This window comes from Paradevosia shaoguanensis (assembly GCF_016801025.1).
GTDB lineage: Bacteria > Pseudomonadota > Alphaproteobacteria > Rhizobiales > Devosiaceae > Paradevosia > Paradevosia shaoguanensis.
The window spans coordinates 419038-431999 of sequence record NZ_CP068983.1 but is presented as its reverse complement, the minus strand read 5'-3'; the positions used below and the strand labels follow the sequence as shown (position 1 = coordinate 431999).

The following is a 12962-nucleotide window of genomic DNA, read 5'->3' as shown; positions in this document are numbered from 1 at the left end:
TTTTCGGGGCCATCCAATGACCGCTTCAACCGCCATCGATACTCGGCTCAACGCATCGGCTGCCGGCATAAAGATCACCCAGGTTTCAACCGCCGACTACGAATGGAAGCGCGAGCGTGCCATTACCAACGGCCTCCATACCTATGAAACCTCCGACATGACGGTGGTAAAAATAGAAACCGATGCCGGAATTACGGGCTACGGGGTAGGGCGGCCACGTCCAGGCGAGAAAGAGTTTCGCGCCCAGTTCCTGTCCACGCTTGTCGGCAAAGACCCGACGATGACGGAGGCAATCTGGTCGTCGCTGTGGAGCCCCAAGATGTCGGGCCGTCGCGGCTACGAAACGCGCGCCCTCTCTTCGATTGATATCGCCCTGTGGGACATCAAGGCCAAGCTCGCCGGCCTTCCGCTCTACAAACTGCTGGGCGGCTATCGCAAGGAAATCCCGATCTATATCGCCGGCGGCTACTATTCGACGGGCAAGGGCCACAAGGAACTGCAGGACGAAATGGCCTCCTATGTCGCCTTGGGCGCCAAGGCGGTCAAAATGAAGGTCGGCGCGGTTCCAATCAAGGATGACATCGCTCGGATCAAGGCCGTGCGCGAAGTCATCGGGTCCGATATCGCCTTGCTGCTGGATGCCAATTGCGCCTACAGGGCCTACGAGGCAATTCAGTTCGCCAAGCGCGCGGAGGAGTACGAGCCGTTCTGGTTTGAGGAAGCCGTTCAGCCCGACGACTACGACGGGTTCGCCAAGATCGCTGCCCAGACGACCATTCCCCTGGCTACCGGCGAGAACGAGTACACCAAGCACGGTTTCCGCGATCTCATTGAAACCAAGGCGATAGCAATCCTCAATCCGGACGTGCGCTATATGGGCGGCGTCACCGAATTCATGAAAGTTGCGGCAATGGCGCAGGCCAATGGCCTCGACATTGCGCCGCATGGCGACCAACAGGCGCATCTGCACCTGCTCGCGGCCATCCCGAATGCACGTTTGCTGGAATTTTATCCGCCCGAGGTCAACGCCATGGCGGTCGATATCTATCTCCACGCACCTCGGGTAAATGCAAACGGCACGGTTACGGTGCCTGACGTGCCGGGCGCCGGGCTCGATCCCAATGACAAGGCACTTGCGCCTTACCGCATCGGCTAGGCGACGATACCGCAAGAGGATAGGAAAAGGCATTGAGTCAAGCGGACCAAACAGGTTTAGCCATGGACGACGCCTTCATCGCCGGCACCAGCTACGCGCGCGTCCGCGACGCTATCCGCGATCGCATCGTCGGCGGTACCTATCTTCCCGGTACGCGACTGAAGATCAATGATCTTTGCGAGCAGTTTGGCATTAGTTCGAACCCCATTCGCGAGGCGTTACAGCAGTTGCAGGGGGAGGGGCTCGTGGTGATCTCTCCCAATCGGGGCGCAACAGTCCGTCTCATCGATGAGCAGATGATCCGCCACATCTACGAGATCGGCGAGGCTATTGATGGAATTCTGGCCAACCGCTGCGCCGCTATCGCAACGCCCCCACAAGTGGAGCAACTCCGCGGTATTCAACGCAAGATGGAAGCAGCTGCAGCGGCCGACGACGCTGTAGCGCGAGCCGATTACAACGGCGAATTCCACACTCTCCTCGGCACGATCTCGGGCAACACCGAAGCAGTGGATATTCGGCGCAGGCATCAGAACCTCATTCGCACCATTCGCCAGAAATACGGCTACTCGCCCAAGCGCCTCGAGCAAATCCACATCGAGCACTGGGCCATCATTGATGCAATCGCCGACCGTGATGTAGCCGCCGCCGAGTCCGCTGCCCGCATCCATGCGGTCCGCTCGCTCGAAGACATGCTGGCGCGCTATGTCGGCCTCGGTCGGGCGTAGCGAAATAGCTGCTGGCTGGTCTAATCCGGCTTAGTGAGAATGAGACCGGCGCGATCGGCGGTCTGCCAAACTACGCGGAATGGCTCCATCCGGCGTGCAAATAGGACATATCCGCCATCGCTGATTTCCGTTTGGTGAGGAACTTGAACACGCAGTCCCTCCGCCGACAGGTCCTCCAGCGTCGCATGTATTCGTACCCGCCCGTCGTCCAAAACGACCGTGGCGGGTAATTTCATTTTCTCGCGAGGTTTGGAGCGGCGCTCTACTTGCATGGGCCGAATATAGGTCGCGCCGCCAACCAGTTTGTTAAACTGACCAGGAAAATTGAGCAGACTGGTATCGTCCTCAAGGGCGCCTGGTATCTGGCGGCACAATCTGAGGGCGGCGTCCGCACCTATCGCGTCTCCACCTGGGCTTCGTGCCGAGCTCGCGGGGATCGCCCGCATGCTCGCGGACGCCTACGCGCAACGATGAACGGTCACGCGAATCGCGCTTGTCTGCCGCGCCCAAGCAACGACGGTATCTCTGCAGCGATAATCTGTCCGCATTCCGCAATAGCATCGACCATCGGTGAGGTTCGTCGCCAGTGAATGGCGACGCTGCGCTGGAAGCTGGCTCGGTGGAAGGGCAGGACGCTGTAGCCGCGGAAATCGAGCGCGGCGGGGAGGCACGCAAGGGCCGGCAGGAAGGTCATGCCGACGCCGGCCGCCACCATCTGCCGCAGCGTTTCGAGGCTGGTGGCGCGAAAGGTGGTTTCCTCGCGCGCACCCACCTGCCGGGAGGCTTCGAGCGCCTGGTCGCGCAGGCAATGGCCCTCTTCGAGGAGCATCAACCTTTCGTCGCGCAGGTCGCCGGGCTCGACGAAATCCTGGCGCGACAGCCGGTGGCCGCTGGGCACGGCGAGGAGGAACGGCTCATCGAAGAGGTGCTGGCTGTCCTGCTGCGCGTCCTCGGACGGATCGGCGAGAATGGCGGCGTCGAGCTGGCCGGAGGCGAGCTGCTGGCGCAGCACGCTGCTCTTTTCCTCGGTGAGCAGCAATTCCATCCCGGGAAAGCGCTCGCGGATCGGTGGGATGATGTGCGGCAGGAGATAGGGGCTGAGCGTGGGGAAAACGCCCAGCCGCAGGCGGTTCTGCCCGCCGCGCCGGGCCGATGCGGATTGCTTGAGCTCGGCGAGTTCGGCGAGGATGCGGCGCGCGCGGGCAACCACATCGGCGCCTGCGGCGGTGAGGGTCACGTTGCGCGGAATGCGCTCGACCAGCGCGACGCCCAGTTCGTCCTCGAGCTTGCGCAATTGGGTGGAAAGCGTCGGCTGGCTGACATTGCAGATCTCGGCCGCCCGGCGGAAATTCCGCTGGTCCGCCAGGGCGACGAGATATTCGAGATCGCGAATGTTCATGCCGGCCCTCTGCCTCAGGCGGCCGCCTCGGCCGCCGGCGCGCTGGTGCGGATCAGGTGATCGAAGGCGGAGAGGGCGGCCTTGGCGCCTTCGCCGGCAGCGATGATGATCTGCTTATAGGGCGTGGTCGTGCAGTCGCCGGCCGCGAAGACGCCCGGCAGCGAGGTTTCGCCGCTGGCGCTGACAACGATCTCGCCGCGCGGGGAGATGTCGAGAATGTCCTTGAGCCATTCGGTATTGGGCAGGAGCCCGATCTGCACGAAGATGCCGTCCACCGCCAGCGATTGCTGCTGGCCATCGGGGCGGTTCTCGTAATGGAGGCCGATGACCTTGCTGCCGTCGCCGATCACCTCGGTGGTCCTGGCGGAGGTGAGGATGGTGACATTGGCGAGCGAGCGCAGCTTGCGCTGCAAGACGTCGTCGGCGCGCAATTGCTTGTCGAACTCGATGAGGGTGACGTGCGCCACCAGCCCGGCCAGGTCGATGGCCGCCTCGACGCCGGAATTGCCGCCGCCGATGACCGCCACGCGCTTGCCCTTGAACAGCGGACCATCGCAATGCGGGCAGAAGGCCACGCCCTTGTTGAGATATTGCTCTTCGCCCGGCACACCCATCTTGCGCCAGCGCGCGCCGGTGGCGAGGACGATGGAGCGGCCGGTAAGGCTCGCGCCGCTTTCGAGCGTGACCTTGTAGCCATCCGCGACCGGCTCGAGCTTTTGGGCGCGCTGCAGGTTCATGATCTCGACGTCATAGTCGCGGACATGGGCTTCGAGCGCAGCGCCCAGCTTGGGGCCTTCGGTATGCGGCACCGAGATGAAGTTCTCGATAGCCATGGTGTCGAGCACCTGGCCGCCGAAACGGTCGGCCACGACGCCCGTGCGGATGCCCTTGCGCGCCGCATAGACGGCAGCGGCAGCGCCGGCCGGGCCACCGCCGACCACCAGCACGTCAAAGGTTTCCTGGGCATTGATCTTCTCGACGGCGCGATCGGCGGCGCCGGTATCGAGCTTGGCGACGATCTCCTCGGCGCCCATGCGCCCGGCGGCGAACGGCTGGCCGTTGAGGAAGATGGTGGGCACCGACATGACCTGGCGCGAGGACACTTCCGCCTGGAACAGCGCGCCGTCGATGGCGACGTGGCTGACCTTGGGATTGATGGCGGCCATGAGGTTGAGCGCCTGCACCACGTCCGGGCAGTTCTGGCAGGAGAGCGAGAAATAGGTCTCGAAGCGCATCTCGCCATCGAGCGCCTTGATCTGGTCGAGCAGCGCCTGCTCGGCCTTGGGCGGATGGCCGCCGACCTGGAGCAGCGCCAGCACCAGCGAGGTGAATTCGTGGCCCATGGGCAGGCCCGCGAAGGTGAGGTTGATGTCCTGGCCGGGCGAACTCAGCGCGAAGGAGGGCACGCGATGGCCGGCGGGGTCGCCGGCGACGACTGTGATCTTGTCCGACAGCGCCGCAATCTCGGCCAGCAATTCATCCATCTCGCGCGCCTTGGGCACGTCGCCCGAATAGGCGGTGATGACGACGGGGCGGGTCACCCGCTCGAGATAGGCCTTAAGCTGAGCCTTGAGATTTGCGTCCAGCATGGAAATACCGTTGATAGAGCCAAAGACAAGACGCCTTCCGGCTCGAAAGACGGGAGGCCTGGATTGGGGCTCAGGCGTCAAGCGCTGAGCGGAAGGAGCGTTGCGTCAGCCGCGATGCTCACTTTTGGGCGTGCCCTGCTTGGCACACCACCGTGTTCGCCACTCCACGAATACCCGCCACCGTAGTTCCCACCCCCACGGAACTCCCCGGCGGAGGCCGGGGCCTATTGCACCGTCCCCCAGGAGTGGAGAAATCCGTGGGCACCGGGTCTTCGCCCGGGGAAGTACGGTGGTGGGGATGGCGCCGGGTTGGGAACGCCGCGTTAGATCTTGCCGACGAGATCGAGCGAGGGGGCGAGGGTTTCTTCGCCTTCCTGCCACTTGGCCGGGCAGACCTCACCCGGATGCGAGCGGACATACTGGGCGGCCTTGATCTTGCGCAGCAGGTCGCTGGCGTCGCGGCCGATGCCCTCGGCGGTGATTTCCATGGCCTGGATGATGCCATCCGGGTCGACGATGAAGGTGGCGCGGTCGGCCAGGCCCTCGGCTTCGCGCATGGCGTCGAAATTGCGCGTCAGCGTGCCGGTTGGGTCGCCGATCATGGTGTAGCGGATCTTGCCGATGGTGTCGGACGAGTCGTGCCAGGCCTTGTGAGTGAAGTGGGTGTCGGTCGAGACCGAGAACACTTCCACGCCCAGAGCCTGCAGGATGTCGTAATTGTCGGCCACGTCGCCGAGTTCGGTCGGGCAGACGAACGTGAAGTCGGCCGGGTAGAAGAAGAACACCGACCACTTGCCGAGCGCGTCGGCCTCGGTCACCTCGATGAACTTGCCCTGGCGGAAAGCCTGGGCCTTAAAGGGACGGATCGCGGTGTTGATCAATGCCATGTCAGATGTGTCTCTCAAGTGTGTTCGCACGGGTGGGAGGCCCCGCACCCCGCGAGATAGCGACTACATCGAGATATGCAAAATTGATTGTTCCCTGATTTTCGATAGATGGAATCTATCGCTGCTCCCGGCAAGCTAAATTCACTGCAATACCAATGTGATAGCGCGCATGTATGCTAGGTGCGGCGGGGTGCCGCACGCTTGCAAAGGCACATGGCGGTGATGGACTTCAATGGTCGTCGATCTTGCTCAGGAAGTACGTGAGCGCGACGATAACCAGTGCAACCGCGCCGCCGAGATAGAGAATGTCGGGACTGCCACTCGCGGTCCACACGACAGCCTGGCCGAGGAAATAAACGGCCAGCACCGTGATCGTGACACCGACCAGCTTGGACTTGAGATCGTCGAGATTGTTGATCTTGAGCCATGCCGGCAGGCGCAGGTCCTGGTTGAAATAGAGCTGGTAGATGCCGAGCGATACCACCTGCACGACCGTCGCCAGGAGGAAGAGGTCGACGATCTCGATTGCAAGGAGCAGGGCCTCGTCACGCGACGGGTGATGGTCGGAAATGAAGAGTGCGTCGACGAAATGCCAAGTCTCGATCGCCCCGTAAACCAGCAGCGCCAACGCGGTCAGGAACGTCGCGACGACGGGAATAATCATCACCCCGCGGATGAACCAGCCACCAGCGTTGAGAAAGGGATCGACTCGGCGAGGCTCGCCAGCGGGTGACGTCTTGTGATTGTCGGCGTTCATGTAAGCCCTCCAGGCGATCCTAGCTAACATAGGCGCGAAAAAAGCCGCGCCGCCAGATCGTCGCAGCGCGCGGGCACCGACTTTCGACAATTTCCAGCATACTGGACGATTGACCGGAAGGCTGTGGCGCTGTTTGTTTGAGGCATGAGCATCAACGATACCCCGCAGATCGGTCCCGTAATCCAGCGCGAGCGCAAGGCGCGGCACTTGACGCTTGAGCAACTGGCTTCGCGCTCGGGCGTGTCCAAGTCGATGCTCTCCCAGATCGAGCGGAGCGAGGCCAACCCCACCTTCGCCGTGCTCTGGAGCCTTACGCAGGCCCTCAAGATCGACTTCACTGACTTGATCGCCGGCGGCGTTGCTCATCGCCAGGCCAACCCCATCGAGCTGGTTTCCGTGGCGCACACGCCCGAAATCAAGAGCCCGGAAGGCGCCTGGAAACTGCGCATTCTGAGCCCACCGGCGCTGGCCGGTCGCATGGAATGGTACGAGGTCGAGATCACGCCCAGGGGCAAGCTCGAAAGCGCTCCACACGCGCCCGGCACCTTCGAGCATCTCACCGCCTGGAGCGAAGGCCTTGTCGTGGAGACGGAGCAGGGTACCCAGGAACTGAGCAGCGGCGAGACCGCGCGCTACCGTGCCGATGTCGTGCATCAGATCACCAATACCGGCACGCAGGCGGCGCGGGCGCTCATGGTGGTTCTTTACGAGTAGAATTCCGCTCGCTCGTTGACAAGATTCCGGTATAATGGAATTATCCGTTTTAGCGGAGGAGCGAGATATGGATTCCGGTTTCACAAACCACCTCAAGACCGTCCTGGCCGAAATCGAGGCTGATGGCTTCACCAAGCGTGAGCGCGAATTGGTGAGCCCGCAGGGTGGTGAAATCCGGCTCGATGGCGTGGAAGGCCGCGTCGTCAATCTGTGCGCAAACAACTATCTCGGACTCGCGGACGAACCCGCTATTGTTGCTGCTGCCGCCGCCGCTCTCGAAACCCATGGCTTCGGCATGGCCTCGGTGCGCTTCATCTGCGGCACGAGCGAACTCCACCGCGATCTCGAGCAGCGCATTGCCTCCTATCTGGGCAAGGACGACTCCATTCTTTTCGGTTCGTGCTTCGATGCCAACGGCGGCGTCTTCGAAACGCTGCTGACCGCGGAAGATGCAGTCATCTCGGACTCGCTCAACCACGCCTCGATCATTGATGGCGTCCGCCTCTCCAAGGCCCAACGTTTCCGCTACGCCAATAGCGACATGAACGACCTCGAGGCTCAGCTCAAGGCGGCCGACGCTGCTGGCGCGCGCTTCAAGCTGATCGTCACCGATGGCGTTTTCTCGATGGATGGCTACGTCGCCAGGCTGCCGGAAATCTGCGCTCTCGCCGAAAAGTACGGCGCGTTGGTCATGATCGATGATTGCCACGCCACCGGCCATCTGGGCGAAAAGGGCAGGGGCACTCCTGCACTCACGGGCGTCGGCAATCGCGTCGACATCATCTCGGGCACGCTTGGGAAGACGCTTGGCGGCGCTATGGGCGGCTTCATTGCCGCCAGCCAGCCGATCATCGATATCCTGCGCCAGCGCGCACGCCCTTACCTCTTCTCCAATGCGCTCGCGCCCTCGATCGTAGCCGGCTCGATCAAGGCCCTCGAAATCGCCGAGGCCGCCGACGATCGCCGTGCGCGCCTGACCTCGCATGCTCGCCGCTTCCGTTCGGCCATGGCCGATGCCGGCTTCGAATTGCTGCCCGGCGAAACGCCGATCATTCCGGTGATGCTCAACGACGCCAACCGCGCGACGGCGATGGCGCAGGAACTGGGCAAGCGCGGCGTGATGGTCGCGGGCTTCTCCTTCCCGGTCGTGCCCAAGGGCAAGGCCCGTATCCGTACGCAGATGTCGGCGGCTCTCACCGACGCAGATATCGGCTTTGCCATCGATGCCTTCATTGATGCCGGCAAGGCCCTTTCCATCATCTAGAGGTTTCGATCATGAAGGCTCTCGTCAAAGCCAAGTCCGAGCCGGGCATCTGGCTCGAGGATGTTCCTGTGCCCGATATCGGGCCGGACGACGTGCTCGTGAAGGTGCATAAGACCGGCATCTGCGGCACCGACATCCACATTTACAAATGGGACGAGTGGGCGCAGCGCACCATTCCCGTACCCATGACTGTGGGGCATGAATATTGCGGCGAAATCGTCGCGCTCGGCGCCAACGTGCGTAACCTATCGATCGGCCAGCGCGTCTCGGGCGAGGGCCACGTCATCGGCATGAAGAGCCGCGCCAGCCGCGGTGGCCGCTTCCACCTGGATCCCGAAACCAAGGGTATCGGCGTCAATCTGCCGGGCGCTTTCGCCGAATTCGTGCGCATTCCTGCCTTCAACATCGTGCCGCTGCCCGACACGATCTCCGACGAGTTGGGCGCCATTCTCGATCCGCTCGGCAATGCCGTACACACCGCACTCGCCTTCGATCTCGTCGGCGAGGACGTGCTCATCACCGGCGCGGGCCCCATCGGCATCATGGGCGCCGCCATTGCACGTCATGTCGGCGCGCGCCACGTGGTTATCACCGACGTGGACGCGAAGCGCCTCGAGCTGGCTGCGCGTACGACCGACGTCGTGCCGGTCAATGTCGCCCAGGAAAAGCTGGAAGACGTCATGGCGCGCCTCGGCATGCGCGAGGGCTTCGACGTTGGCCTCGAAATGAGCGGCTCGCCGCAGGCGCTCGATCAGATGCTCGACCACCTTGTGATGGGCGGCAAGGTCGCCTTGCTCGGCCTGCCTGCCAAGCCGTTCCTCTTCGACCTCAGCAAGGTCGTGCTGCGCATGATCACGCTCAAAGGCATCTACGGGCGCGAAATGTTCGAGACCTGGCACAAGATGCTGGCCATGCTCGAAAGCGGTCTCGATGTCAGCGGCGTGATCACCGATCGCTTCAACGTCGACGATTACAAGGTCGCCTTCGAAAAAGCCGCCGCTGGTGGTTCCGGGAAGATCGTTCTCGAATGGGTCTAGGGCGTTCGCGCTCTTCTACCCCGGTAAATTCGCCTCCCCGATCATCGATCGGGGAGGCTTGTTTTTGACGAGGCGTTTGACGCGCCAATCCTCTTGTCAATGCCAACTGGTATGGTAGTTTCTCGCGCCAGCCTTCTTTGCAGCAAGAGAAGCCTATCCAATGAAATACGCCATCGTCGGCACTGGTGCGCGCCATCAGATGTTCCGCAACGCGATTGCCCGTAACTACGGCAACCGCCACACCATCGCGGCCCTGGCCGACGTGAATGCCCACCGACTGGCGCTTTCGGCCGAATGGGTAAAGGACAATGCGAGCCGTGACGTTCCCACCTACGAGGCCAGCGATTTCGACCGCATGATCGCCGAGCAGCGGCCGGACACGGTGATCGTCACGACGCCCGACTTCACGCATAACGAATACATCGTTGCTGCGCTCAGGGCCGGTTGCGACGTCATCACCGAAAAGCCGATGACCACCGACCTCACCCGCCTCAAATCGATCCTCGACGCCCAGCGCGAGAGCGGCAAGTCGGTGACCGTGAGCTTCAACTATCGCTACACGCCCGCTCGCACGCAGCTCAAGGACATCCTCCTGTCGGGCGCTATCGGGGAGATCACCGCGGTCGACTTTCGCTGGTATCTCGACCGCGTCCACGGCGCCGATTATTTCCGCCGCTGGCACCGCTACAAGGATCGCTCCGGCGGCCTGCTGGTCCACAAATCCACCCACCATTTCGACCTGCTCAACTGGTGGATCGCCTCGACCCCCAAGCGCATAACGGCAAATGGACGGCGCGCGTTCTATACCCCCGAAATGGCCAGGACGCTGGGCCTTGATGGTCGCGGGCCGCGCTGCCACGGCTGCCCGGTGGCCGACAAATGCGATTTCCGGCTCGATCTCGAAGCCGACGCTGCGCTCAACGCCCTCTATCTCGAAGCCGAAGGCGACGACGGCTATCTACGCGATAAGTGCGTCTTCGCCGACGACATCACCATCGAAGACACCATGCAGGTGCAGGTGGAGTACGCGAACAAGACCAGCCTTAACTACACCCTCGTCGCCTATAGCCCGTGGGAAGGTCTCGAGGTGAAGTTCCATGGCACCAAGGGCGAACTGACTCATCGCCATGTCGAAGTGCACGGCGTTTTCGGTGGCAAGCGCGATCACGCCCATCAGGATGGCATGACCACCGAGCTGCATCTGGCCGGAGGCTTGCCGCAATCCATTCCCGTCTGGGAGGGATCGGGCGATCACGGCGGCGCGGACCCGGTCATGCTCGGCTACATCTTCGACAAGGAGAATATGGAGCCCGATCGTTACGGGCGCAGCTCCAACCAGGTGCAGGGCGCCTGGTCGATCCTCACCGGCATCGCCGCCAACCGCTCCATCGCCACGCGCGAAGTCGTGGATGTCGATGCTTTGCTGGCCGAGTATGATATCAGTCTCCCCCGAGGGTGATTTGGAGCGCGAATGAACGAACACGGCGAAATCGCTGGGGGCGATGTGATGGACACCATTGCGACGCGCATGATGATGCAATTGCGCGATGCGATAGTGCGCCTGGATCTCAAGCCCGGAGATACGATTTCCGAGGCCGAGGTCGCCGAGCATTATGGCGTCTCGCGCCAGCCGGTGCGCGAAGCCTTCATCCGGCTCGGTCAGCAGGGTCTGCTTCTGATCCGCCCGAAGCGTGCCACCATGGTCAAGCGCATTTCCGAGGAAGGCGTCGGCCAGTCGCGCTTCATCCGCGAGGCCATTGAAGTCGAAATCATCCGCCGCGCGGCCGCTGCGACAAATGCCGCAACTGCCCCGATGCTCGAAGGCCTGCTGGCCCAGCAATCCGAAGCGGCCGGCAACGGCGATATCGGCCGCTTCCATACGCTCGACGAATCCTTCCACCGTGCCTTGGCCAAGACTGCGGGCGTTGAATATGCGTGGCAGCTCATCGACGACCACAAGATCCAGCTCGATCGCGTGCGCTATCTGACGCTGCCGCGTTCCGACCCGCCACGGACCATTGGTGAGCACCGCAGCATAACTACCGCGGTACTGGCAGGTGATGGGGCAGCGGCCGAAACCGCGCTCCGCCAGCACCTAGGCAAGGCCGAAATCCTGCTGCACCAGGCCAAGGCCGATTTCCCGGATTACTTCGAATAGCTGCTCAGGTCAGCCGTTCGATCGTCCGGATAACGCCTCGTAATTCTGCCAGCCCGCGCAGACGCCCGACCGCCGGGTAGCCCGGCGCGCTTGTACGCGTAAGGTCGGTCAACATCCGCTGCCCGTGGTCGGGTCTGAACACGATGCTGTTCGCGGGCGCCCGCATCCGGTCCTCGGAAACCAGCGCCCTGATCACCTCGATCATGTCTACGTCGCCATCGAGATGTGCGGCCTCATGAAAGCTGCGGTTGTCTTCTTCGCGCTTGGTCGCGCGCAAATGCGCGAAGTGGATGCGAGGCCCGAACCGCTTGAGGATCGCCACCAGGTTGTTGTCAGGCCGCACGCCCAGGCTGCCGGTACAAAAGCACATGCCGTTGGCCATCGACGGCACCGCCTCGAACAGCGCCGCATAATCTGCCTCCGTCGAAGCCACTCGCGGCAGGCCGAGCAATGGTCGCGGCGGGTCATCGGGATGCAACGTCAGCTTGACGCCCAGGCTCTCTGCCGCCGGTGTGACTGCCTCCAGAAACTCGATGAGATGCTGGCGTAGTCGCGCCGCATCAATCCCCGCATAAGCCTTCAGCCGCTCCCGGAAAGCGGGCAGGCTCAGCGCATCCGACGTCGAGCCGGGCAGGGCGCTGGTGACGATACGGGCGACCTCTGCCAACCCGTCATCGCCCAGTTCCTCTCGCTTCGCCGCCGCTTCCCGCTTGTCCGCATCCGAATAGTCGTTCTCTACGCCCTCGCGCTGGAGCACGAAGAGCTCGAAAGCTGCAAACGCGCGGTGATCGAACCGCATGGCGGTCGAGCCCGTCGCCGTCTCGTAGTTGATCTGCGTGCGCGTCCAGTCCACCACCGGCATGAAATTGTAGCAGATGGTCGAGATATCGCAGCGCGCGACTGCCTCCATACTGGCAATCCAGGCGTCGATATCGTCCTTGGCAGCCTTGCCCTCGCGCTTGACCCGATCCGGAATGGGGATGGATTCGACCACGGACCACCGCAGGGGCGTGCGACCGGCTGGCGTATCCTCGATAAGGTTCTTCCGCTTGGCGACTTCGGCCTCGGTCCACACGTCGCCGATCGGCACGTGGTGCAATGCCGAAACGATGTCGGTCGCCCCTGCCTGACGCACATCGTCCAGGCCCACACCCGCATCCGGTCCGAACCACCGCCAACCTTCCCGCATGGCCAATCCTCCTCGCTCACCCTTAAAGGGATATCAGGTATGGCAGATTTGCCAATCGCTGGTGGCCTCTTGGATCGCGCACAA

Annotated in this window: 13 protein-coding genes; 7 read left to right on the top strand and 6 right to left on the bottom strand. The window is 62.7% G+C overall.

Annotated elements, in window-relative coordinates:
- Window positions 1–16: 16 nt before the first annotated feature.
- Window positions 17–1156 (top strand): mandelate racemase/muconate lactonizing enzyme family protein, encoded by a 1140-nt coding sequence (locus tag JNE37_RS02035; RefSeq protein WP_203065150.1) that lies wholly within the window; start codon window positions 17–19, stop codon window positions 1154–1156.
- A gap of 62 nt (window positions 1157–1218) precedes the next feature.
- Entirely contained in the window at window positions 1219–1884 is a 666-nt protein-coding gene (locus JNE37_RS02030; RefSeq protein ID WP_203065149.1) for a GntR family transcriptional regulator, read from the top strand.
- Window positions 1885–1904: 20 nt separating this feature from the next.
- Here the strand turns inward: JNE37_RS02030 and JNE37_RS22850 are convergent, their stop codons facing one another.
- The 5 genes from JNE37_RS22850 to JNE37_RS02005 all read right to left on the bottom strand — a co-directional run bounded on the left by JNE37_RS22850 (window position 1905) and on the right by JNE37_RS02005 (window position 6516).
- A complete protein-coding gene (locus JNE37_RS22850; protein WP_425511507.1) occupies window positions 1905–2120 on the bottom strand; it encodes a PilZ domain-containing protein in 216 nt (71 codons plus the stop codon).
- A gap of 242 nt (window positions 2121–2362) precedes the next feature.
- Window positions 2363–3283, bottom strand: a complete 921-nt coding sequence (locus tag JNE37_RS02020) for a LysR substrate-binding domain-containing protein (RefSeq protein WP_203065147.1) — start codon at window positions 3281–3283, stop codon at window positions 2363–2365.
- A gap of 14 nt (window positions 3284–3297) precedes the next feature.
- On the bottom strand, window positions 3298–4872 hold the full coding sequence (gene ahpF, locus JNE37_RS02015; protein WP_203065146.1) for an alkyl hydroperoxide reductase subunit F: 1575 nt from the start codon (window positions 4870–4872) through the stop codon (window positions 3298–3300).
- 323 nt (window positions 4873–5195) lie between these two features.
- Window positions 5196–5759 carry an alkyl hydroperoxide reductase subunit C gene (gene ahpC, locus JNE37_RS02010; protein ID WP_035032757.1) on the bottom strand — a complete coding sequence of 188 codons (564 nt, stop codon included), beginning with the start codon at window positions 5757–5759 and terminating at the stop codon, window positions 5196–5198.
- Between the two features lie 229 nt (window positions 5760–5988).
- Entirely contained in the window at window positions 5989–6516 is a 528-nt protein-coding gene (locus JNE37_RS02005) for a YqhA family protein (protein ID WP_203065145.1), read from the bottom strand.
- Window positions 6517–6660: 144 nt separating this feature from the next.
- Between JNE37_RS02005 and JNE37_RS02000 the strand changes: the two genes are divergently transcribed.
- The 5 genes from JNE37_RS02000 to JNE37_RS01980 all read left to right on the top strand — a co-directional run bounded on the left by JNE37_RS02000 (window position 6661) and on the right by JNE37_RS01980 (window position 11689).
- Window positions 6661–7230: a helix-turn-helix domain-containing protein gene (locus tag JNE37_RS02000; RefSeq protein ID WP_035089652.1), complete on the top strand. Its 570-nt coding sequence runs from the start codon at window positions 6661–6663 to the stop codon at window positions 7228–7230.
- Window positions 7231–7297: 67 nt separating this feature from the next.
- Window positions 7298–8494, top strand: a complete 1197-nt coding sequence (locus JNE37_RS01995) for a glycine C-acetyltransferase (protein ID WP_203065144.1) — start codon at window positions 7298–7300, stop codon at window positions 8492–8494.
- A gap of 11 nt (window positions 8495–8505) precedes the next feature.
- Entirely contained in the window at window positions 8506–9531 is a 1026-nt protein-coding gene (gene tdh, locus JNE37_RS01990; protein ID WP_182397988.1) for an L-threonine 3-dehydrogenase, read from the top strand.
- A 160-nt stretch (window positions 9532–9691) separates the two neighbouring features.
- Window positions 9692–10990: a Gfo/Idh/MocA family protein gene (locus tag JNE37_RS01985; protein WP_203065143.1), complete on the top strand. Its 1299-nt coding sequence runs from the start codon at window positions 9692–9694 to the stop codon at window positions 10988–10990.
- 12 nt (window positions 10991–11002) lie between these two features.
- A complete protein-coding gene (locus tag JNE37_RS01980; protein ID WP_035032769.1) occupies window positions 11003–11689 on the top strand; it encodes a GntR family transcriptional regulator in 687 nt (228 codons plus the stop codon).
- Window positions 11690–11693: 4 nt separating this feature from the next.
- On the opposite strand, the gene uxuA is transcribed toward JNE37_RS01980, so the two are convergent.
- The gene (gene uxuA, locus JNE37_RS01975; RefSeq protein ID WP_203065142.1) at window positions 11694–12878 is read right to left on the bottom strand and encodes a mannonate dehydratase; all 1185 of its coding nucleotides are present in this window, start codon (window positions 12876–12878) and stop codon (window positions 11694–11696) included.
- Between the last annotated feature and the right edge of the window lie 84 nt (window positions 12879–12962).